19 protein-coding genes and 1 pseudogene are annotated in these 21,203 nt (G+C 51.9%); 6 read left to right on the plus strand and 14 right to left on the minus strand.

All coding sequences use genetic code 11. The features are described from left to right. Positions 1-86 precede the first annotated feature (86 nt). Positions 87-548, minus strand: coding sequence for an antirestriction protein (locus tag WDV75_RS05490; RefSeq protein ID WP_273571060.1), 462 nt, complete (start codon positions 546-548; stop codon positions 87-89). After that, the gene (locus tag WDV75_RS05495) at positions 538-984 is read right to left on the minus strand and encodes an antirestriction protein (RefSeq protein ID WP_273571059.1); all 447 of its coding nucleotides are present in this window, start codon (positions 982-984) and stop codon (positions 538-540) included. The genes WDV75_RS05490 and WDV75_RS05495 overlap by 11 nt, the downstream gene beginning before the upstream one ends. 577 nt (positions 985-1,561) lie before the next feature. Between WDV75_RS05495 and WDV75_RS05500 the strand changes: the two genes are divergently transcribed. After that, the gene (locus tag WDV75_RS05500; RefSeq protein ID WP_273571058.1) at positions 1,562-2,566 is read left to right on the plus strand and encodes a hypothetical protein; all 1,005 of its coding nucleotides are present in this window, start codon (positions 1,562-1,564) and stop codon (positions 2,564-2,566) included. A 164-nt stretch (positions 2,567-2,730) separates the two neighbouring features. Here WDV75_RS05500 and WDV75_RS05505 read toward each other — a convergent pair whose 3' ends face one another. The 5 genes and pseudogenes from WDV75_RS05505 to WDV75_RS05525 form a co-directional block, all read right to left on the minus strand. Beyond that, entirely contained in the window at positions 2,731-3,648 is a 918-nt protein-coding gene (locus tag WDV75_RS05505; protein WP_273571057.1) for an integrase domain-containing protein, read from the minus strand. Positions 3,649-4,522: 874 nt separating this feature from the next. Next, entirely contained in the window at positions 4,523-4,945 is a 423-nt protein-coding gene (locus WDV75_RS05510; protein ID WP_074021858.1) for a hypothetical protein, read from the minus strand. A 521-nt stretch (positions 4,946-5,466) separates the two neighbouring features. Next, positions 5,467-5,919, minus strand: a pseudogene (locus tag WDV75_RS05515) (hemagglutinin repeat-containing protein); the annotation flags it as partial. Positions 5,920-5,931: 12 nt separating this feature from the next. Beyond that, on the minus strand, positions 5,932-6,309 hold the full coding sequence (locus WDV75_RS05520) for a hypothetical protein (protein ID WP_273572347.1): 378 nt from the start codon (positions 6,307-6,309) through the stop codon (positions 5,932-5,934). Further along, a complete protein-coding gene (locus tag WDV75_RS05525) occupies positions 6,306-6,629 on the minus strand; it encodes a CdiA family toxin C-terminal domain-containing protein (protein WP_273572346.1) in 324 nt (107 codons plus the stop codon). The genes WDV75_RS05520 and WDV75_RS05525 overlap by 4 nt, the downstream gene beginning before the upstream one ends. A gap of 311 nt (positions 6,630-6,940) precedes the next feature. Here WDV75_RS05525 and WDV75_RS05530 point away from each other — a divergent pair, with 311 nt between their 5' ends. Continuing rightward, positions 6,941-7,081: a hypothetical protein gene (locus WDV75_RS05530; RefSeq protein ID WP_273572344.1), complete on the plus strand. Its 141-nt coding sequence runs from the start codon at positions 6,941-6,943 to the stop codon at positions 7,079-7,081. A gap of 415 nt (positions 7,082-7,496) precedes the next feature. Here the strand turns inward: WDV75_RS05530 and xerC (WDV75_RS05535) are convergent, their stop codons facing one another. Then, the gene (gene xerC, locus WDV75_RS05535) at positions 7,497-8,627 is read right to left on the minus strand and encodes a site-specific tyrosine recombinase XerC (RefSeq protein ID WP_273572113.1); all 1,131 of its coding nucleotides are present in this window, start codon (positions 8,625-8,627) and stop codon (positions 7,497-7,499) included. Then, positions 8,614-11,931 carry a CHC2 zinc finger domain-containing protein gene (locus WDV75_RS05540; RefSeq protein ID WP_273572111.1) on the minus strand — a complete coding sequence of 1,106 codons (3,318 nt, stop codon included), beginning with the start codon at positions 11,929-11,931 and terminating at the stop codon, positions 8,614-8,616. The genes xerC (WDV75_RS05535) and WDV75_RS05540 overlap by 14 nt, the downstream gene beginning before the upstream one ends. A gap of 99 nt (positions 11,932-12,030) precedes the next feature. Between WDV75_RS05540 and WDV75_RS05545 the strand changes: the two genes are divergently transcribed. Both WDV75_RS05545 and WDV75_RS05550 read left to right on the plus strand, forming a co-directional pair. Next, positions 12,031-12,423 (plus strand): helix-turn-helix domain-containing protein, encoded by a 393-nt coding sequence (locus WDV75_RS05545; RefSeq protein WP_228903054.1) that lies wholly within the window; start codon positions 12,031-12,033, stop codon positions 12,421-12,423. Between the two features lie 78 nt (positions 12,424-12,501). Continuing rightward, positions 12,502-12,744, plus strand: coding sequence for a SymE family type I addiction module toxin (locus WDV75_RS05550; RefSeq protein WP_112896961.1), 243 nt, complete (start codon positions 12,502-12,504; stop codon positions 12,742-12,744). A gap of 52 nt (positions 12,745-12,796) precedes the next feature. Here the strand turns inward: WDV75_RS05550 and WDV75_RS05555 are convergent, their stop codons facing one another. The 4 genes from WDV75_RS05555 to WDV75_RS05570 all read right to left on the minus strand — a co-directional run bounded on the left by WDV75_RS05555 (position 12,797) and on the right by WDV75_RS05570 (position 19,701). Then, on the minus strand, positions 12,797-13,432 hold the full coding sequence (locus WDV75_RS05555) for an SMI1/KNR4 family protein (RefSeq protein WP_273572105.1): 636 nt from the start codon (positions 13,430-13,432) through the stop codon (positions 12,797-12,799). Between the two features lie 4 nt (positions 13,433-13,436). Further along, complete coding sequence (locus WDV75_RS05560; protein WP_338860837.1) at positions 13,437-14,414, minus strand: NucA/NucB deoxyribonuclease domain-containing protein; 978 nt, start codon at positions 14,412-14,414, stop codon at positions 13,437-13,439. Between the two features lie 852 nt (positions 14,415-15,266). After that, on the minus strand, positions 15,267-16,397 hold the full coding sequence (gene xerC, locus WDV75_RS05565) for a site-specific tyrosine recombinase XerC (RefSeq protein ID WP_273572113.1): 1,131 nt from the start codon (positions 16,395-16,397) through the stop codon (positions 15,267-15,269). Further along, positions 16,384-19,701, minus strand: coding sequence for a CHC2 zinc finger domain-containing protein (locus WDV75_RS05570; RefSeq protein WP_273572111.1), 3,318 nt, complete (start codon positions 19,699-19,701; stop codon positions 16,384-16,386). Before WDV75_RS05570 ends, xerC (WDV75_RS05565) begins: the two co-directional genes overlap by 14 nt. 99 nt (positions 19,702-19,800) lie before the next feature. Here WDV75_RS05570 and WDV75_RS05575 point away from each other — a divergent pair, with 99 nt between their 5' ends. Together WDV75_RS05575 and WDV75_RS05580 are read left to right on the plus strand one after the other, a co-directional pair. Continuing rightward, positions 19,801-20,193, plus strand: a complete 393-nt coding sequence (locus tag WDV75_RS05575) for a helix-turn-helix domain-containing protein (protein ID WP_228903054.1) — start codon at positions 19,801-19,803, stop codon at positions 20,191-20,193. Positions 20,194-20,271: 78 nt separating this feature from the next. Further along, positions 20,272-20,514 (plus strand): SymE family type I addiction module toxin, encoded by a 243-nt coding sequence (locus tag WDV75_RS05580; protein ID WP_112896961.1) that lies wholly within the window; start codon positions 20,272-20,274, stop codon positions 20,512-20,514. 52 nt (positions 20,515-20,566) lie between these two features. On the opposite strand, the gene WDV75_RS05585 is transcribed toward WDV75_RS05580, so the two are convergent. Further along, positions 20,567-21,202: an SMI1/KNR4 family protein gene (locus WDV75_RS05585; RefSeq protein WP_273572105.1), complete on the minus strand. Its 636-nt coding sequence runs from the start codon at positions 21,200-21,202 to the stop codon at positions 20,567-20,569. Position 21,203 lies beyond the last annotated feature (1 nt).

Here is a 21,203-nt window from a genome sequence, read left to right on the forward strand (position 1 = left end):
AACACCCGCCCGGTAACGGGAAGGTGTTGTCGGCTCCCCGGTCAGGCGCTAAAGAAAAGGGTTAACAACCTCATGGGCTGATAACGTCAGTGGTGATGAGGGTTATTATGGATAAGTGACGAGCGGATGATGTCCTCTTTGGGCTTCAACGCCAGTACCGCACGCAGCAGCCCGGTTTCCGGATGGTGCAGTGCGTATTCGCGCAGTTCGCAGAACCGGAACGCATCGGCATTCGGCTCATCCAACTCAGCGATACGGGCAAACACAATCGCGGTGACGGCCAGACCAAACGCATCCGCAGATAACGTGGCCGTCAGTGTCGTCTCCGGCAGATAAACCGAATAGGTTTTTGCCGCGGTGGGGATCATATACGTGAGGGAATCAGACACGTTCCGGCTGCGCCATTGCTCAGGACGATATTCACCGCACAACTGTGAGGCGGTATTCGCCAGCAGGAAACCCAGAAACAACCGTTCCAGCGGGGTTTTGTCGGGAAACACGACCGACAGGGCCAGGCTGTCCAGCAGCACCAGTTCATTATCCGGCATCACGTTCTCCCTTTAAGCCCAGAGCCGTCCGGATACACTGAGCCTGAGGATGTTGCCGCGCATATTCACGCAGGGCGCAAAACCGCTCAGCATATCCATCCAGCTTCATCAGGTCAGTCAGGTAACCCAATACACTCAGGGTCACCATCAGTCCAAAGGCATCAGCGGAGACTTCACCTTTAAAGTCCGTCGTACTCACCTTGACGCCAGAAGAATCCGGCCGCATCGGCACGATATAGGCGATACAGTCTGACACCTTCCGGTACTGCCATCGGTCACACCGCTCATCGTCACACAGCCCGGCAGCCGCTTTAATGAACGTGTGCTCCAGCAACATCAGTTCCAGTGAACCGGTGTGCGGAAAAATGTCAGCAAAAGGGGAGCGTTCAGCCGGGGGCACAGTGTGCACCGTGGCCGGGGGGGTATGTTGTTGCATGGTATTCTCCTGATAAAAACAACGGAGAACACCTGACCCAACGGGAAATGTGTTCCCCGTTGGGTGACTGGCCGGTTGGCCATCATGGATAAGATTAAGCGACCTTCATCGTCATCAGACTGACGATATCTGCTTCCAAAGGGGCGCAGATGTACCACACCGTAGTGTACTCCCTTGCAGGCTACGGGAGTGTTGCTGTCGCTGCCCGAAGGTGATCCTCACAAGCGACCGGATCATGGATAAGTCTGACTACGCTAATCAACAGAAATCATCAGATCAATGGGTAATTCATTTCCCGGGACAGAAAATAATGCCAAAATAAAGTGTGATGGCTTTTTCTCCGCTGCTATGTTTCTTTGGCGCCCCACCAAATAACTAGTAAAATAGTGCCATTCTTAAAACCCTCGTATTCAGGAACAGACTTTCTCACAATAGGAGCACCCATATGCCAGACAATACCTATTCAACGGAATTTTCAAGGATTTTAGCGTACAACCCCTCTTGCCCACCCATAATTTAAACTGTATATTTAACAAGCGGACAATATTAAACCAGAAATACTATATCAGGAGCTTAAATGTCAGAAAAATCGGAGTTTTTTTCAAGTTTTATTGAAATTGAAAACCGCCCTGCATTTTCAAATGAACAAGAAATTAGTCCGGAAAACTTCAAAGAGTTAATTGGCCAATATAAATTTGATGAAGATGTTGCTTGTCAGGTTAAGGGGCATAAAGGAATCTGTCATCAAAATCATAAAAGTGGGTGGCTCGGTATCACTACAGATGGTAAAGAAGCTTTAATTGGCGGTCATTGTGCACGAAATTATTTTAAGGCGGATAAAAATTTCATTCTTGAAAGAAAGCGTGTCAAAAAAGAAATTGAAAGAAAAAAAACGCTAGATAAAATACAGGAATATCGCTCTCAGGTTTTAATTTGGAATGAAGAACTTTCAAATCTAAGATTTAATCTTATTGAAACACGAGAAAAAGCAGCTTTATTTTATAAAATTTTTCCCAATGTAGTACTACAATTTATTTACAATGCACAAAAAAACAAAAACTGGGAGATAAAGATAGATATATTAAAAAAACCACACTCCGATATTGAAAAAAACAAATCCCAGTGGGTTGTTGGAACCTTATGTAATTTAAAACCAATCCCAACAATGCAAAAGATAATTAGCCTTATGAATAATATAAAGTATCTAATTGATACTTACCATGAAGTTTGTAGTCTTAAACCTGAAGAAATAAAAACACCTAGGCTAAAAAGAATTCATGAAATATTATCTGAAAAAGAAAATTATGAAAATGAATGTAATTTATATAAAAACGAAATAAAATTTTTTTTAGAACCCAAAAATCTAGATGCACTAATCTATGTATGTAATGACTCTGAAGAAGAATTTTTAACAACAAAATCCATCCTATCCATATCAAATGCTAAGGTTTCATCTGAAGCACACATAAACTTACGAATTAAGCGTATAAAAGAAAGAACCGAAAAACAATTTGGTGGTTATAAAATAAGAAAGAATCAAATAATCGAAAAATATCAAAAAAGAAATGCATTTTCTATTTGATTTTTCAGTATCATGTAGGGGCTGTATACACAATCCCTACAATCCGAATAGGAGACAGACAGTGAATTTATATAATCTTCGGATGGCTACAGCGGCGATTTGAATAATTTGAATAATTAGTAACCTTTCAATATAGCAATAATATCTTTAGCAAAAAAAACGCATTATTCAACCTTTCTGTTTTGATAATACACCTGCCTGATATAGCGCCCTCGCCCATCGCCATGCCCTAAATCCATTGAGACCAGTGCCAGCGCTTCCCGCTCGTTAAATCCTTGCGCTATATAATGCTCCCCGGATTGCTGAGCAAAATGGTAACGCATACTGTGCGGGGCGTTCTTACCCGTCAATCCTGAGCTTCTGACAATATAGCGGTAACGGTCGATGGCCTGCGTGATCGTCGGCTTATCAATCAGTTTACCACTGCGCCTGGCCTGCTCGCGTTCAGCATAAGCAATCGCGTGTTGCAGGGCTGCCCGATCCAGTATGACCGTCTGTCTGGGGCGTCCACCTTTAGTACCGAACACCACCCGCACAGACGTATGCCCGTTTTCCAGTGCTTTCTTCCAGGTCGCTAACGATTTGTAGGCTTCCACCGCTTCTTTGGTACGCAGTCCCAGCACATACGCCAGTTGCATCACCGCTGCCACGCGCCGGTCTTTTTGCTCCACCTGCTGAAAAACTGCCTGAAACTCCGCAGACGTTAATGCCGTTTTAGTGCCTGTTCGACTCGTTCCGGCAATACCCAGTGCCCGGTTACTCAGGCGGGGGTTATCCGGTGCAGCCAGTTTAAGTTTGCCCGCCTGCCTCAAAATCGTTCGTAGTGCTGACATCTCATTTTGCAAGGTTCGGTGGCTAATTTTGTTGGCCTTACGCTCAGCCATATAGCGTTCAATATATTTTGCTTTGAGGCTGTCCATTTGTCGAAGCCTGATACCCTTGTCTTTCAGAAAGTGAAGGAACTGCCGGGCAATCCGTTCACGATCTGAGACGGTGGCAAAACTTCCGCGCCCTTTTCGGGCATGGGTGATAAATTCTTTTCTGAACCGTTCAATTTTCGACCGTGCTGATTTCTGCGTCATCCCCGCCTCTCCTGCTTACTTTGATTATTTTTCATTCGTTTTTAAACCAGTCCCTGCGTGTCGGTTCAGGTTCACCGTTCCGTGGTGCGTCAGATAATGTGTAGCAGAGGAAAATTGCGTTGAGTTTTTGCAGGAGTTCGCTACGTGCTGAGCACGGCGGTGAAGTACTCCCCGTTCAGTGCCTGAGGTTACTCAGGATGAACGCCTCATTAATCATGACGTGGTGTGATTTCTCCTTTTTTACTGCATCAGCCTGTTGCAAGGCATGGGGTCAAAAAACAAACGAATAACGGGGTTCAGGATCAGAAAATGCCCGAAATAACGGGTGACTTTGAGTAATGCGTGGATCAAATCGGTCGTAAAGTCAGGCTCTACGTGCTCTGGACGTTGACGCCGAGCGGCGTCACTTGGTTATCGCTGCGCTCAAACACAAGTGACGCCGCGTAATTTTCGTGACGTTTATCGTGATAGATACAAAACGTGGGTGAATGTTGTACCGGTTAAAACGGTCTCGTTTAACGTAAGACAGGGCCTATTTTGCCCTGTTGTGTGAATAGCCGGTGATGAATAACACCGGGAAACTTTCATCCTCAGACGATGGGTTAGGTGTCCGGGGATATCTGCTTCCAAAAGTGCGCAGATGTACCGCATGGTATGCACTCCCTTGCAGGCTACGGGAGTTTTCGTTTGCCGCTTAACGCTGATCCTTACAGGCAATGGATCATGGGTAACAGTTAAGTACCTTATCGATTAGGTTGAGCAAGGTCAAACTTTTGTTCGATATTAAGGTGAGAAATTCAGCGAAAAAGTCCCAACGTCAGGGTAAATACGGTCTTAAACTCATAGTCCGTAACCTATCAGGAACACCATTCCCTTATACTTTAATCTCTAAAGGATGTTTATATTTAATGCCGGTTAATTCTGACAAATCGACCTCTTTTCCTGTCGTGAGAAAAAGGTTTCTGCGCCTCAGGTTGTACAGGTGAAGGCAATGCTCACACATATCAGCCACATTCGCCGGATTTTTGATTGCCTTGAGTGTCCTGACTGCGTATTTACCACATCGGCACCGCACGACATAGATGGCACTGTTTTTATGGTTACCCCGTTGCGATAAAGGACGAACCCCTAACACGGTAAAAAAGCCATATTCATAACCCTGGACCTGCATCAGTATGTTGATTAAATTGAGTTCTCTTTTATTTAAACGCAAATCATACGTCGTTTTGTAAGGAATAAAATGACTGGAGCGTTTTTGAATTTTCTTTCTCTTATCATTTTTATCGGTATCACTCATCACTTTTCCTGATCCATTTGAGAATAGATTAAATTTTTTCAATTTAATTCTTTTTATTATTAATTCAATAGCGAAAAAACTAAATGTAATAGGTAGATCACCGGAGCTGTGTATTCCCATCACCATAAACGGCGAAGCCTCAATGGCTTCGACCATTGAGGCTTCTATAAATTGTCTACTACCATAAACAAGAGAGTTTAATATAATAGAACATGACAAATATAGCGCTTTTAGTGTAAGTCACCTTGAGTGAAATGGCATTAAGTCATTTAGCTTTTTGTGATACACATCATGAACATTAAGCTAATGCAATTCCAACATGAAATATAAAAAGACAGAAAATGGATATACCCCCTGGATTAAGAAAAGTCATAAATCAATTCAATAATACATTTTCGTTAAATAACTGTAACCGTCCGGTGATCTCACCTTACATTGCCAGATAAACACAAAGTGGGATTTAGCTAAACGGGTTTTCAGGCCAGGGCAGAAGTTCATTCAATCGGTTGTTCGGCCTGGTGGATATCGCTAAAGCCCAGCGTGCCCGTTTCTAGCCGGTTTTTATCCTTATCCGCGTGACTGGCAATCACCGCACCGTCAAGCTGGGTATGTTCCCCCACCTGGATATCAAACCCGCCTTTGCCGGCAAAGATGCCCGTTTGCTCGTTTACCGAATCAAATGTACTGTGCAGCTTGTCCCTGCTGGCATTGACACTGGCCGAACCGCTCATCGAGCCGTAGGTGAAGCTGGCTCCTGCGCTGGCATTCTGCTGCTTGCTGTCGTAGTTACCCGCATCAATCAACGTTTCGCTATGGGTCACCCCGTCGCCGGTTTCATGGCCTTTACCCTTGTTGACGCTGGCCGAGAATTTAATGCCGTAACCGCCCTGTCCGGCTGTCAACCCTACGCCAACACTGCCGCCCTGACTGCTGTTTTCGCCCCGGGTGGTCTGGGTATTTTCAGCCGATCCCAGCACGATACAGTGCTAAGCATAACGTTCTGTAAGTGCTTTCATATGTCTTTCTACCGTATCCTTACTGTCAGGAAAAGCCTTGATATAAGCATCAGACACATATTGCATCAGCATAACAAACTGATTTGGGGTGATTTCTGAACTTTCAAATTCGCCAACATAAAAAGTAACTAAATCAAAATCTTCTGGATAATCCAGATCTTGATCTAAAACATATTCTAATCCTTCATGAACTACACACCCAATTCCCTTTGAGGCATCCAAGAGAAATTTTATGAAGCTCATTTTTTCTTCACTCAACATAGTGAACATGAGATAGTATAAATCTTCACCATCATTATTTATTAAATACTCTTTCGTCTCGTCTAACCACTTCGTTTTATCTCTCATGGAATATTCCTTGATGGCATAGTGATGAATGCATTACTAATTTCTCCACTTTTAGCATCTTTCGTTACTCTAAACCAATATCCATCAACTTTAGTTGAATACTCCCTTTTATCTGGATTGGATATAAAGTAATCCTTTGATTGTTTTGCTGCTTGAGTAGACATTTTAAGAACTTTATCGTCAGATAAGACCCGAGGGTCATATGTTGTCTTCGATTGAGTTTTTTTGTACCCAGTAGGCTTTCCTGCTCTGTCTACTGAAGGTAATTGATAACTATATTCTATTAACCCCGGATATTTCTTATCAGTTATTTTATTCAACAACCCATTCCATTGCGACGTTGACCGCCGGACCCCGATTTTCCCAATGCCCTCAGTCAGTTACACCCCGTTTTTTCCAATGGCCGTTCACCGCCGACCCTAAAACCCCCTGACGCGCTTTTCACCCCTGAACGCCGGTTTTTCCCGCCGTGCCATTGTCAGTGTAGCGCCTTTTTCGGCAACGGGCGAACGTCGCCCAACTCGCTTGGGCGGCGGGCGCCCGTTCTGCGGGCGCGGGCGGCAGAGAGCCCGCAAGCGGCGCCCCTGCGACGCTCTGAGGCACTGTGGCTTCGGCTTGCATATGACCTTGCATGACCACGCGGTTTTGTTCAGGGAAGCCCCTGGGGGCTGCACGGGGCGGAGATGGCGAGCACGGGAATGAGCAAGGAGCCTGCGACTGCGAACCGGGCGCAGCCAGTGCAGCAGGGTTGGGGCGGGGGGAAGTTAATTAACGGAGGCCGCAGGCCGACCTGCCTTTAGGGGTGTTGGCTGGACGATAACCCGGCAGCTAAAGAAGAACGCGGAGGTTGCCGATGGCCGACTCAGCGGCTGACAGCAGAAGGCGTCAGCCTTGTGCGCCACACCCCGCAATGCTGACCCGCGGGGGCGCAAGACATAATGCCAATTATACGCATTAAGCCGCTCATCAATGCTCAGGCGATTACCCGGGCTTACCGGCGCAGTGCGTATAATTCCCCCGCATTATGTTGAATAGGCGTTAGGTGGCCTGTACCAGCTCAACGGGGACGCCGGGGCTTGCGCCGCCTGACGACTATTTACCCCCGCGTGCGCCGATGCTGATGGGCAGTCCGGCCACGGTCTGCCCCCACACCGAACCCGCCCAACTCAACGGGGGCGTGCGGGCGGTCAGCGGCTATCGGGGGTTGAGGTCGGCTCTGAACTGTCCGGCGGCGTGTCCGTGTCGGCGTTATCGTCGGCGTACAGGTCGGCTAGTAAACCCACCTCATCGGTGTCGCTGACTTTCTCGTCAGCCATTTGCTCCGCCGGGTGGGTGCTGGCGTGCACCGCCTGCAAGGCCCGGATAGAGACCTGCGTATACACCTGGGTGGATTCCACGCTCGCATGGCCTAACATCGCCTGTATCCAGCGCAGGTCCGCCCCGTTCTCCAGCATCTGGGTTGCCATCGCGTGCCGGAACAGGTGGCAGGCACCTTTTTTCTCAATGCCGGCAGCCCGGATATAGCCGCTCACGGCATGGGTGATACCGTTCGGTTGCAACCCGTCTAGCCCGTCCATCGCCACGAACAGCGATTGAAGGTCCGGGGTGACCAGCAGTTGCGGGCGAACCTGTTGCTGATAGAACTGGAGCCAGCTTAAAGCCCGTTCGCCGAGGGGCAATACCCGGTCTTTATTCCCCTTGCCCTGCCGGACGGTCACGGTTTTGCGTGACCCGTCAATGCTGTAGATATCGAGCCGGGCCGCTTCACTGCGCCGTATCCCCGTTGACCAGAGCAGCTCCATCAGGGCCCGGTCACGTACCCCCTGCAACGTATTTGGGTCAGGCAGCGACAGGATATGCTCGATTTCATCAATGCTCAGGATATACTTTGGCAGCCGCTTTTCTTCCCGCGGCAGCTCAATGTCCGCCGCCGGGTTTGCCAGTATCAGATTCTGTTTCGTCAGCCATTTGAACCACACCTGCAACGGCTGCAACTGCGTGCGCTGGGTGCGGATGCTCAGCGGCTCTCCGTTGGTCTTGCGGTACTGGTACAGATAACGCTGGTAACGCTCTAGTATCGGCCGGGTGATATCCGCGGCATAGTACAGGCCCCGGTCCGTGGCCCACAGGATAAAGCGATAGGTGTGATGGGTCTGCACTTTCAGCGTGGTTTCCGACCAGTTCCGCTCCTGCCGCCATGCCACGAAGCGCAGCAGCAGCGCATACAGGCTTTTTGGGTCATGTGCCGGACCCACCGGCTGACGGTAGACGTCATCGACGGTCAGGAGACTTCCTTTGCGCGGTTTACGGTTTGCCATGATTTACCTCCGTTTCGGATTGGGAATGGGCGGCTGAGGCAGCGGGCGGTGGGGCCTTTTGCGTTTTATGTCTGTTAACCGTTTTCTTTCCGGCTCCGCCCGGCTCTGTTGTTAAACCTTGTGCTGTCTGTGCTGAGGCCGGATTTTGTCTGTCCGGCTGTGTACCGACCTGGGGCCGACCTGTACCCGACTGAACATCCTCTGACCCCGACCGGAACGCCTTGCCCGCAACAGCGTCATTCGTCATTTCTGTTTCTTCGGGCAGGGAGATTGAAGTCGGTTTTTTTTCTGCCTTAATAACCGTTTTTTGTTTTACCCCGGCCACTTCCGCCGATAAGTCTGGTGTTGCCTGCCCTGAGGCCGGATTTTGACTGACCGACTGACTGCCGACCCTGCCCCGACCTGTACCCGACTGAATATCCTCTGACCCCGACCGGAACGCATCGCCTGTCGTTTCTGACTGGGATTCCGTCATCTCCAGTAACCCGCACAGATGTGGTTGCCCGGTATCTTCACCATCCCACAGCAGCGTATATTCATAGGTCAGCCCGCGGCGGTGCAGCAACAGGTATTCCATTTCCAGCAACCGCGCCAGATGCACTTTCAGTTGCGTATCGCCCCAGTGCAGAGCGGCCCGAATATCCCGCCGGGTAAAATGCAGTTCATCGACCCTGACCGCCTGTTGTCCGGCGGTTTCCCGTACCCAGTCCTGTATCAGCAGTAACAGCTTACGCGTCTGCGGCGGCATTTCATCCAGCGTGCGCCCCAGAACTTCATGTGCCAGTTGGTTAGCAAGCTGGATATCGTCTTTCGTCACTTCGATATATTCAATCACCTGCCCGCGATGGGTGGTTTTCTTCACTTCACGTTGATACTGGTGCAGTAAGGCAATGGCCTGTATCAAGGTGAGGTATTTCATATGGTCGCGCCGCATCCGGGTTTTGTCTGACAGGAACGTCAGTTGATGGGCGTAAGGATTGACCACTTTCAGCGGCCTTAACAGGCGCTGGGCGTTCTGGTGTAACTGCGTCAGATAGCTTTTCTCCGAGTCAGCCAGCAACCCGGCCAGCGTCTGGCTGTGCCGCTGCATGGCGTGGATGGCCTGCGTCTGCTCGCGCGATTCGTTGACCGTCAGCACCAGACAGCGGTTCAGCAGCTCTTCATCCACATCAATGGCCGTCGTCGTTAACATCAGCATCACCGGGCCCTGTACCTTGTATTCCCGCGTCACCAGCTCGCCGCTCTGTTCGTTCTTGCCCGTTGACGCGATTTTCAGCTCGCCGTCGGACTGCAACAGTTTCAGGGCATAGGCCGCCTGCCGTACGCCTTCCTCTTCGGCTATCGCCAGTATTTTGTGTTGCAGGCTGGTTTCTCCCAGATAGTAGAGGCTCTGCCCGGTCATCGCCGAGTACTGGATACGCTCCTCTTCCGGCATCAGGTTCAGCACGGCATCCATCAGGCTGCTCTTGCCTGCCGCGCTGCTGCTCTGGATTAACACGGCCAGCGGTTTATCGAGTTTGCGCGAGACCGCCGCCAGATACCCGGTCAGCAGATTGGTCGATTCGCCGACCACGCCACAGGCGGCCATGTCGTGGATAATCTGTTCTGTCAGGTTTGGCGATGTCAGCAACGCCAGCGCGGCGGCTTCATCTTCCGCGCTGACCGTAACTGCCGTTGTTCCTGAGGCTTCGGCGTCGGCCTGCTGTTGCGCGTCCTGTTGCTGCTCCAGCATCAGCAAGACCCGTCCGGCTTCGCGTTTGATGACCGACAGCTCGCATTCCAACTCTTGCGCCGCCGTGCTGATGTAGTTCTGACGATGCCGGGCGTGATACATGTCCAGTGTATCCACATGGAACAACCCGCTGGTTTCATCCCGCACCTGCACATTGACTTTCATCACATCGGGCACCGGCGATTTCTTCATCCCCCGTATCCGCCAGACCCGGGGGCCGCTTTTCATCAGCAGTTCACCGGACGCCGTGCGCTCGCAGGGCACTTGTGCAACGGTCAGCTCTGGCGGGGCGGCTAAAGAAGAGGATTCAGCCACACCGGCACTTTGGGGCTTTTCCGTCATATCTGACGAGACGGGCCGCTCATGACTGAACACCGCACCTGGTGCCGTTCCCTGTCCCAGCCAGACTGCCTGTTGCAACGCCAGCCCCAGCGCATGTTCGGCGTTGCCGCTTTTCAGCGCATAATCATTGGCATCCATGCCCGGCGGGAACTGCACCCGCCACGCCTCGATACCGGCTTCCAGTAAATCAGCCGCCACATTAGCCGCGCCACGGTCTCCGGCCTCATCGCGGTCAAAGGCAATCAGCACCCGTTTCACGCCGTGATACTGCAAAGCGTCGAGGTGCTCACGGTTAAACCCGTTCACCCCGAACGCGGCAATCACGTTGCGGAACCCGGCACACCAGAACGTCATGGCATCGATCAGCGCTTCGCACAGGATAATTTCCGCAGCGGCTTTCATCGCTGCCTCATTCCAGACTCCGGCCAGGGGTGAGGACAGGTACAAATGCTTTGGGCTGTCTTTCAGGACTTTGTAATCCGGCTGGGTTCGGCGGCCATACAGTTGCAGCACCCGCCCGCGGCTGGCCACACTGGCCGATTCGGCCCAGCCGATTATCGGCACCACGACGCAGCCCCGGAAGTGGTCCTGCCGGGTGGTGGTACGCAACACGCCCAGCCCCGACAGCTTGCCGCGCAACTGCTGACCTTCCTGACTGTCTTTGGACGGCAACAATCCGGCGGAACCGCTGATACCGTGATGGCCTGCGTACCCCAGCTTAAAGTGACTCACCAGTTCAGGATGATGCAGCCCGCGTTTTTCCAGCCAGGCTTTGGCTTCCGGTGACGCCAGTAAGTTCTGATGATAAAAATCAATCACCTGATGCAACAGCGCCTGTCCGTCATCGTCCAGGTCGGCCAGTTTCGGGCGCGGCAGGGGGGCAGCCTGTGATTTCGGCTGGGCGGCTAACGAAGAGGCGGCCACCACCGTATTGTCCATGTCCGGCAGCCCGGCCAGTTCCCTTAGCCGACGGATAGCGATTTTCAGCGTCACGCCTTCCGTTTGTATCACCCAGTCCAGCACCGACCCCGCGGCGCCACAGCCAAAGCAGTGATACAGGTTCTTAGCAGGCGATATCACCATTGAGGGCGTTTTCTCGTGATGGAACGGACAGCGCAGCACATAATCCTCACCGCGTTTTTTCATCGTACGGCCTTGCTTACGCGCCAGCCCCAGCAATGAGACAGTTTGCTTTAAGCGGGCTAAATCGGTATCGGGAATGCGGGTCATCAATGACCTCCTGTAAAAACCTGTCAATATGCTTTTATGGTTTCTTTATACATGCATATATGGTATGTTTCAAGCATCACGTTTAAACAAGGGGGTAAAATGCTGGCTCTGTTTCCCTGGCGAGTAATTTCTATGGACTTTGGTAAACGTCTGGTAACCCTGCGTAAAGACCGCAAGCTTACTCAGGCCGCACTGGCGGAGAAAGTCGGTTGTCACGTGACAATGATCCGGCGTTATGAAGCTGACGAAGTACAACCGACACTGGAGATTATCCGCAAGCTCTCCCGTGCACTTTCTGTCAGTGCAGATACGCTGGTTTTTGACGAGAATGAGCGCAACCCTGATGAAGAACTGCGTTTGCAGTTTGAGGCTATCAGCCAGTTCACGCCGGAAGAGAAAGAAGTGGCAAGGGTGTTACTGGAGTCATTGATTTTAAAACACGATGCCAACCGTTTTGCCCGTAACAACAGCAGAGCGGGCACCGAGAAGTAAGACGTAAAACACGTGCGGCGATCCCGTGTTGGAGCACAGAACCGCCGCTAACCGTAAGCAACTATTGGAGTAGTTACTATGGCTAACCGCGATTGTAATGCAGATTGGAAGATTTCAAAAGCCCGGCGCAGCTATAAGGTGGGGTATACCAGCACCCGCCACGAAGATCGCAACACGGGTAGAACCCGCTATTACAGTCAGCATCCGAGCCTGCATCTTAAAGGCAACTGGCTGGAAGAAGCCGGGTTTACTACTGGACAGGCGGTGAACATCACCGTTGAACGGGGGCAGCTGATTATCCGGCTCGTTGAGAACAGCTGACGACTCAAAAAAGATCCCAGTGCTTGGACTGGGATCTTTTGCTAACTGATTTTTAATCTTTTATGTCCATTTTAATGCTTGCCCCATCGGGAATATTTCGTATTTGTAGAGCCAAATCAGCTCTGGCTCTCATTGATTCGCCTGTTCGAGCTAAGTAAAGATTTTCCAATTCATATTCTCCGCCTAAAACAAAGGGAATTTTAGGGACTAAACGATAGCCAGATTGAATAGGGCCGTAAATGTTTTGCCAATTATGAGCCAAAGAATATCCAGTTAAGACTTCATAATCTTCCAAGATAATCCCACTCCATTCATTTATACTCTTGGCTAATTTATCAAATAATCCCGTTTCAGGATCGAATGTATGAATACAATCATCTTTTAAACAAAACTGATTTCCAAAGATATCTTCTGCAAAGAAAAGAGCATCCTTAGCCATATCTTCGTACGAGTTAATCCATAACCTATTGTTGTTCCAATCAATTAAGCCGATCTCTTCACCTATCGTTTCATATGGAAAAACGCGTAATGCAGACTCAAAGCCATAAAATCCATTTTTTTTAGTCAATAAACAGCTCAATTCCTCCACCAATGATTTTCCATAATTGGAAGCAATATATTTTTCTGATCTAACCGAAGAAATATCATGACTACAAATTGAGAGTAATTTGTCAGTTAAAGGCCACATTTTTCTATTTCTCCGTTTCTATTTTGCCTGATTTGTCTGTCTTTATAATTACAGTTGCACCATTAGGTAATCCGCGACATTGTTGACCAATACATGATCCAGCTCCTCTATTATCAGAAGGGGTAATTGGTCGAACCGAAGCGCCTGAGCCACCTTCTTTAAACATAGCAGGAGGATATTCATCACGATCTGCACCTTTCACCGGAGGAGTATTTTTCAAGGATTCTCTTCTCCTCTGAGCAGCGCCTTCACGATCAATCGTCAACACATTAGGATGCCCTGCTTTCTGAGCATCTTCAATATGCTTCGCTGATTCTGGATATTTTGTTTTATCTACAACAATAACTTTATGCTCATTAGTATGTTGTTCAGAGCTACTGCCTTTGTTAACAATCGAACCTTTTATTGACGGTACAGATGATGGTTTCTCCTGCATTTTATCACTGGCTTTTGCCCCAATAATTCCCGTCGCGGTCTCCAGCAACATCAGGTTACGCTGCTCTTCCTTCACGTACTGCGCCGCATCCGCCTTGGATAACCCGGCGTTTTCCAGCTCTTTTTGGCGCAGTTCCGTGTTAAAAAACCCAGAAAGTGGTCCGCTGCCGCCATTTAGCCAGCTGCTCTGCTCTGAACGACCTATCTTATCATTGGCACGGTATCCCGATACCGCCAGTTCTTTACCCAACTCATGGTTGATGAATGCCAGTTCTTCGCGGCTCAACTCACCACTCAACGCCATCTGTTTCAGGCTGTTGATGGTCGCATCACTGGCCTGCCGGTATTCTGTCCAGACCCCTTTACGGCAGCTGTCATCCTGACACGATGCCAGTTTACCGCGCATGTCCTCCACTGACGGCAAGCCTTTATCCAGAATACGCTGGCTCAGCTCCTTAGCCTTGCCGCACGCTTCCGGTGACAGCGTGCGGCAATCATCCAGATTTCGCGAGGCCAGCGCATTATTCTCAATAACAACCCATTCCATTGCGACGTTGACCGCCGGACCCCGATTTTCCCAATGCCCTCAGTCAGTTACACCCCGTTTTTTCCAATGGCCGTTCACCGCCGACCCTAAAACCCCCTGACGCGCTTTTCACCCCTGAACGCCGGTTTTTCCCGCCGTGCCATTGTCAGTGTAGCGCCTTTTTCGGCAACGGGCGAACGTCGCCCAACTCGCTTGGGCGGCGGGCGCCCGTTCTGCGGGTGCGGGCGGCATAGAGCCCGCAAGCGGCGCTCCTGCGACGCTCTGGGGCACGGGCGTTTCAGACCGGGCACGGCTTTGCATGACCCCGCCGGGTTCAGGGGAAGCCCCTCGGGGGGCTGCACGGGGCGGCGATGGCGAGCACGGGAATGAGCAAGGAGCCTGCGACTGCGAACCGGGCGCAGCCAGTGCAGCAGGGTTGGGGCGGGGGGACGTAAATTAACGGAGGCCGCAGGCCGACCTGCCTTTAGGGGTGTTGGCTGGACGATAACCCGGCAGCTAAAGAAGAACTCAGGGTTGCCGATGGCCGGCTCAGTCGGTTAGAGCAGAAGGCGCAGCCTTGTGCGCCACTCCCCGCAATGCCGACCCGCGGGGGCGCAAGACATAATGCCAATTATACGCATTAAGCCGCTCATCAATGCTCAGGCGGTTGCCCGGGCTCACCGGCGCAGTGCGTATAATTCCCCCGCATTATGTTGAATAGGCGTTAGGTGGCCTGTACCAGCTCAACGGGGACGCCGGGGCTTGCGCCGCCTGACGACTATTTACCCCCGCGTGCGCCGATGCTGATGGGCAGTCCGGCCACGGTCTGCCCCCACACCGAACCCGCCCAACTCAACGGGGGCGTGCGGGCGGTCAGCGGCTATCGGGGGTTGAGGTCGGCTCTGAACTGTCCGGCGGCGTGTCCGTGTCGGCGTTATCGTCGGCGTACAGGTCGGCTAGTAAACCCACCTCATCGGTGTCGCTGACTTTCTCGTCAGCCATTTGCTCCGCCGGGTGGGTGCTGGCGTGCACCGCCTGCAAGGCCCGGATAGAGACCTGCGTATACACCTGGGTGGATTCCACGCTCGCATGGCCTAACATCGCCTGTATCCAGCGCAGGTCCGCCCCGTTCTCCAGCATCTGGGTTGCCATCGCGTGCCGGAACAGGTGGCAGGCACCTTTTTTCTCAATGCCGGCAGCCCGGATATAGCCGCTCACGGCATGGGTGATACCGTTCGGTTGCAACCCGTCTAGCCCGTCCATCGCCACGAACAGCGATTGAAGGTCCGGGGTGACCAGCAGTTGCGGGCGAACCTGTTGCTGATAGAACTGGAGCCAGCTTAAAGCCCGTTCGCCGAGGGGCAATACCCGGTCTTTATTCCCCTTGCCCTGCCGGACGGTCACGGTTTTGCGTGACCCGTCAATGCTGTAGATATCGAGCCGGGCCGCTTCACTGCGCCGTATCCCCGTTGACCAGAGCAGCTCCATCAGGGCCCGGTCACGTACCCCCTGCAACGTATTTGGGTCAGGCAGCGACAGGATATGCTCGATTTCATCAATGCTCAGGATATACTTTGGCAGCCGCTTTTCTTCCCGCGGCAGCTCAATGTCCGCCGCCGGGTTTGCCAGTATCAGATTCTGTTTCGTCAGCCATTTGAACCACACCTGCAACGGCTGCAACTGCGTGCGCTGGGTGCGGATGCTCAGCGGCTCTCCGTTGGTCTTGCGGTACTGGTACAGATAACGCTGGTAACGCTCTAGTATCGGCCGGGTGATATCCGCGGCATAGTACAGGCCCCGGTCCGTGGCCCACAGGATAAAGCGATAGGTGTGATGGGTCTGCACTTTCAGCGTGGTTTCCGACCAGTTCCGCTCCTGCCGCCATGCCACGAAGCGCAGCAGCAGCGCATACAGGCTTTTTGGGTCATGTGCCGGACCCACCGGCTGACGGTAGACGTCATCGACGGTCAGGAGACTTCCTTTGCGCGGTTTACGGTTTGCCATGATTTACCTCCGTTTCGGATTGGGAATGGGCGGCTGAGGCAGCGGGCGGTGGGGCCTTTTGCGTTTTATGTCTGTTAACCGTTTTCTTTCCGGCTCCGCCCGGCTCTGTTGTTAAACCTTGTGCTGTCTGTGCTGAGGCCGGATTTTGTCTGTCCGGCTGTGTACCGACCTGGGGCCGACCTGTACCCGACTGAACATCCTCTGACCCCGACCGGAACGCCTTGCCCGCAACAGCGTCATTCGTCATTTCTGTTTCTTCGGGCAGGGAGATTGAAGTCGGTTTTTTTTCTGCCTTAATAACCGTTTTTTGTTTTACCCCGGCCACTTCCGCCGATAAGTCTGGTGTTGCCTGCCCTGAGGCCGGATTTTGACTGACCGACTGACTGCCGACCCTGCCCCGACCTGTACCCGACTGAATATCCTCTGACCCCGACCGGAACGCATCGCCTGTCGTTTCTGACTGGGATTCCGTCATCTCCAGTAACCCGCACAGATGTGGTTGCCCGGTATCTTCACCATCCCACAGCAGCGTATATTCATAGGTCAGCCCGCGGCGGTGCAGCAACAGGTATTCCATTTCCAGCAACCGCGCCAGATGCACTTTCAGTTGCGTATCGCCCCAGTGCAGAGCGGCCCGAATATCCCGCCGGGTAAAATGCAGTTCATCGACCCTGACCGCCTGTTGTCCGGCGGTTTCCCGTACCCAGTCCTGTATCAGCAGTAACAGCTTACGCGTCTGCGGCGGCATTTCATCCAGCGTGCGCCCCAGAACTTCATGTGCCAGTTGGTTAGCAAGCTGGATATCGTCTTTCGTCACTTCGATATATTCAATCACCTGCCCGCGATGGGTGGTTTTCTTCACTTCACGTTGATACTGGTGCAGTAAGGCAATGGCCTGTATCAAGGTGAGGTATTTCATATGGTCGCGCCGCATCCGGGTTTTGTCTGACAGGAACGTCAGTTGATGGGCGTAAGGATTGACCACTTTCAGCGGCCTTAACAGGCGCTGGGCGTTCTGGTGTAACTGCGTCAGATAGCTTTTCTCCGAGTCAGCCAGCAACCCGGCCAGCGTCTGGCTGTGCCGCTGCATGGCGTGGATGGCCTGCGTCTGCTCGCGCGATTCGTTGACCGTCAGCACCAGACAGCGGTTCAGCAGCTCTTCATCCACATCAATGGCCGTCGTCGTTAACATCAGCATCACCGGGCCCTGTACCTTGTATTCCCGCGTCACCAGCTCGCCGCTCTGTTCGTTCTTGCCCGTTGACGCGATTTTCAGCTCGCCGTCGGACTGCAACAGTTTCAGGGCATAGGCCGCCTGCCGTACGCCTTCCTCTTCGGCTATCGCCAGTATTTTGTGTTGCAGGCTGGTTTCTCCCAGATAGTAGAGGCTCTGCCCGGTCATCGCCGAGTACTGGATACGCTCCTCTTCCGGCATCAGGTTCAGCACGGCATCCATCAGGCTGCTCTTGCCTGCCGCGCTGCTGCTCTGGATTAACACGGCCAGCGGTTTATCGAGTTTGCGCGAGACCGCCGCCAGATACCCGGTCAGCAGATTGGTCGATTCGCCGACCACGCCACAGGCGGCCATGTCGTGGATAATCTGTTCTGTCAGGTTTGGCGATGTCAGCAACGCCAGCGCGGCGGCTTCATCTTCCGCGCTGACCGTAACTGCCGTTGTTCCTGAGGCTTCGGCGTCGGCCTGCTGTTGCGCGTCCTGTTGCTGCTCCAGCATCAGCAAGACCCGTCCGGCTTCGCGTTTGATGACCGACAGCTCGCATTCCAACTCTTGCGCCGCCGTGCTGATGTAGTTCTGACGATGCCGGGCGTGATACATGTCCAGTGTATCCACATGGAACAACCCGCTGGTTTCATCCCGCACCTGCACATTGACTTTCATCACATCGGGCACCGGCGATTTCTTCATCCCCCGTATCCGCCAGACCCGGGGGCCGCTTTTCATCAGCAGTTCACCGGACGCCGTGCGCTCGCAGGGCACTTGTGCAACGGTCAGCTCTGGCGGGGCGGCTAAAGAAGAGGATTCAGCCACACCGGCACTTTGGGGCTTTTCCGTCATATCTGACGAGACGGGCCGCTCATGACTGAACACCGCACCTGGTGCCGTTCCCTGTCCCAGCCAGACTGCCTGTTGCAACGCCAGCCCCAGCGCATGTTCGGCGTTGCCGCTTTTCAGCGCATAATCATTGGCATCCATGCCCGGCGGGAACTGCACCCGCCACGCCTCGATACCGGCTTCCAGTAAATCAGCCGCCACATTAGCCGCGCCACGGTCTCCGGCCTCATCGCGGTCAAAGGCAATCAGCACCCGTTTCACGCCGTGATACTGCAAAGCGTCGAGGTGCTCACGGTTAAACCCGTTCACCCCGAACGCGGCAATCACGTTGCGGAACCCGGCACACCAGAACGTCATGGCATCGATCAGCGCTTCGCACAGGATAATTTCCGCAGCGGCTTTCATCGCTGCCTCATTCCAGACTCCGGCCAGGGGTGAGGACAGGTACAAATGCTTTGGGCTGTCTTTCAGGACTTTGTAATCCGGCTGGGTTCGGCGGCCATACAGTTGCAGCACCCGCCCGCGGCTGGCCACACTGGCCGATTCGGCCCAGCCGATTATCGGCACCACGACGCAGCCCCGGAAGTGGTCCTGCCGGGTGGTGGTACGCAACACGCCCAGCCCCGACAGCTTGCCGCGCAACTGCTGACCTTCCTGACTGTCTTTGGACGGCAACAATCCGGCGGAACCGCTGATACCGTGATGGCCTGCGTACCCCAGCTTAAAGTGACTCACCAGTTCAGGATGATGCAGCCCGCGTTTTTCCAGCCAGGCTTTGGCTTCCGGTGACGCCAGTAAGTTCTGATGATAAAAATCAATCACCTGATGCAACAGCGCCTGTCCGTCATCGTCCAGGTCGGCCAGTTTCGGGCGCGGCAGGGGGGCAGCCTGTGATTTCGGCTGGGCGGCTAACGAAGAGGCGGCCACCACCGTATTGTCCATGTCCGGCAGCCCGGCCAGTTCCCTTAGCCGACGGATAGCGATTTTCAGCGTCACGCCTTCCGTTTGTATCACCCAGTCCAGCACCGACCCCGCGGCGCCACAGCCAAAGCAGTGATACAGGTTCTTAGCAGGCGATATCACCATTGAGGGCGTTTTCTCGTGATGGAACGGACAGCGCAGCACATAATCCTCACCGCGTTTTTTCATCGTACGGCCTTGCTTACGCGCCAGCCCCAGCAATGAGACAGTTTGCTTTAAGCGGGCTAAATCGGTATCGGGAATGCGGGTCATCAATGACCTCCTGTAAAAACCTGTCAATATGCTTTTATGGTTTCTTTATACATGCATATATGGTATGTTTCAAGCATCACGTTTAAACAAGGGGGTAAAATGCTGGCTCTGTTTCCCTGGCGAGTAATTTCTATGGACTTTGGTAAACGTCTGGTAACCCTGCGTAAAGACCGCAAGCTTACTCAGGCCGCACTGGCGGAGAAAGTCGGTTGTCACGTGACAATGATCCGGCGTTATGAAGCTGACGAAGTACAACCGACACTGGAGATTATCCGCAAGCTCTCCCGTGCACTTTCTGTCAGTGCAGATACGCTGGTTTTTGACGAGAATGAGCGCAACCCTGATGAAGAACTGCGTTTGCAGTTTGAGGCTATCAGCCAGTTCACGCCGGAAGAGAAAGAAGTGGCAAGGGTGTTACTGGAGTCATTGATTTTAAAACACGATGCCAACCGTTTTGCCCGTAACAACAGCAGAGCGGGCACCGAGAAGTAAGACGTAAAACACGTGCGGCGATCCCGTGTTGGAGCACAGAACCGCCGCTAACCGTAAGCAACTATTGGAGTAGTTACTATGGCTAACCGCGATTGTAATGCAGATTGGAAGATTTCAAAAGCCCGGCGCAGCTATAAGGTGGGGTATACCAGCACCCGCCACGAAGATCGCAACACGGGTAGAACCCGCTATTACAGTCAGCATCCGAGCCTGCATCTTAAAGGCAACTGGCTGGAAGAAGCCGGGTTTACTACTGGACAGGCGGTGAACATCACCGTTGAACGGGGGCAGCTGATTATCCGGCTCGTTGAGAACAGCTGACGACTCAAAAAAGATCCCAGTGCTTGGACTGGGATCTTTTGCTAACTGATTTTTAATCTTTTATGTCCATTTTAATGCTTGCCCCATCGGGAATATTTCGTATTTGTAGAGCCAAATCAGCTCTGGCTCTCATTGATTCGCCTGTTCGAGCTAAGTAAAGATTTTCCAATTCATATTCTCCGCCTAAAACAAAGGGAATTTTAGGGACTAAACGATAGCCAGATTGAATAGGGCCGTAAATGTTTTGCCAATTATGAGCCAAAGAATATCCAGTTAAGACTTCATAATCTTCCAAGATAATCCCACTCCATTCATTTATACTCTTGGCTAATTTATCAAATAATCCCGTTTCAGGATCGAATGTATGAATACAATCATCTTTTAAACAAAACTGATTTCCAAAGATATCTTCTGCAAAGAAAAGAGCATCCTTAGCCATATCTTCGTACGAGTTAATCCATAACCTATTGTTGTTCCAATCAATTAAGCCGATCTCTTCACCTATCGTTTCATATGGAAAAACGCGTAATGCAGACTCAAAGCCATAAAATCCATTTTTTTTAGTCAATAAACAGCTCAATTCCTCCACCAATGATTTTCCATAATTGGAAGCAATATATTTTTCTGATCTAACCGAAGAAATATCATGACTACAAATTGAGAGTAATTTGTCAGTTAAAGGCCACATT

Origin of the sequence: Xenorhabdus griffiniae, assembly GCF_037265215.1 — a bacterium.
GTDB classification, from domain to species: Bacteria; Pseudomonadota; Gammaproteobacteria; order Enterobacterales; family Enterobacteriaceae; genus Xenorhabdus; species Xenorhabdus griffiniae.

Coding starts and splice junctions, on each gene's coding strand:
- WDV75_RS05580 (WP_112896961.1), top strand. CDS start 20,272: ATGGCTAACCGCGATTGTAATGCAGATTGGAAGATTTCAAAAGCCCGG.
- WDV75_RS05490 (WP_273571060.1), bottom strand. CDS start 548: ATGCCGGATAATGAACTGGTGCTGCTGGACAGCCTGGCCCTGTCGGTC.
- WDV75_RS05540 (WP_273572111.1), bottom strand. CDS start 11,931: ATGACCCGCATTCCCGATACCGATTTAGCCCGCTTAAAGCAAACTGTC.
- WDV75_RS05575 (WP_228903054.1), top strand. CDS start 19,801: ATGCTGGCTCTGTTTCCCTGGCGAGTAATTTCTATGGACTTTGGTAAA.
- xerC (WP_273572113.1), bottom strand. CDS start 16,397: ATGGCAAACCGTAAACCGCGCAAAGGAAGTCTCCTGACCGTCGATGAC.
- WDV75_RS05500 (WP_273571058.1), top strand. CDS start 1,562: ATGTCAGAAAAATCGGAGTTTTTTTCAAGTTTTATTGAAATTGAAAAC.
- WDV75_RS05555 (WP_273572105.1), bottom strand. CDS start 13,432: ATGTGGCCTTTAACTGACAAATTACTCTCAATTTGTAGTCATGATATT.
- WDV75_RS05545 (WP_228903054.1), top strand. CDS start 12,031: ATGCTGGCTCTGTTTCCCTGGCGAGTAATTTCTATGGACTTTGGTAAA.
- WDV75_RS05520 (WP_273572347.1), bottom strand. CDS start 6,309: ATGAGAGATAAAACGAAGTGGTTAGACGAGACGAAAGAGTATTTAATA.
- WDV75_RS05570 (WP_273572111.1), bottom strand. CDS start 19,701: ATGACCCGCATTCCCGATACCGATTTAGCCCGCTTAAAGCAAACTGTC.
- xerC (WP_273572113.1), bottom strand. CDS start 8,627: ATGGCAAACCGTAAACCGCGCAAAGGAAGTCTCCTGACCGTCGATGAC.
- WDV75_RS05505 (WP_273571057.1), bottom strand. CDS start 3,648: ATGACGCAGAAATCAGCACGGTCGAAAATTGAACGGTTCAGAAAAGAA.
- WDV75_RS05530 (WP_273572344.1), top strand. CDS start 6,941: ATGACCACGCGGTTTTGTTCAGGGAAGCCCCTGGGGGCTGCACGGGGC.
- WDV75_RS05495 (WP_273571059.1), bottom strand. CDS start 984: ATGCAACAACATACCCCCCCGGCCACGGTGCACACTGTGCCCCCGGCT.
- WDV75_RS05560 (WP_338860837.1), bottom strand. CDS start 14,414: ATGGAATGGGTTGTTATTGAGAATAATGCGCTGGCCTCGCGAAATCTG.
- WDV75_RS05585 (WP_273572105.1), bottom strand. CDS start 21,202: ATGTGGCCTTTAACTGACAAATTACTCTCAATTTGTAGTCATGATATT.
- WDV75_RS05510 (WP_074021858.1), bottom strand. CDS start 4,945: ATGAGTGATACCGATAAAAATGATAAGAGAAAGAAAATTCAAAAACGC.
- WDV75_RS05550 (WP_112896961.1), top strand. CDS start 12,502: ATGGCTAACCGCGATTGTAATGCAGATTGGAAGATTTCAAAAGCCCGG.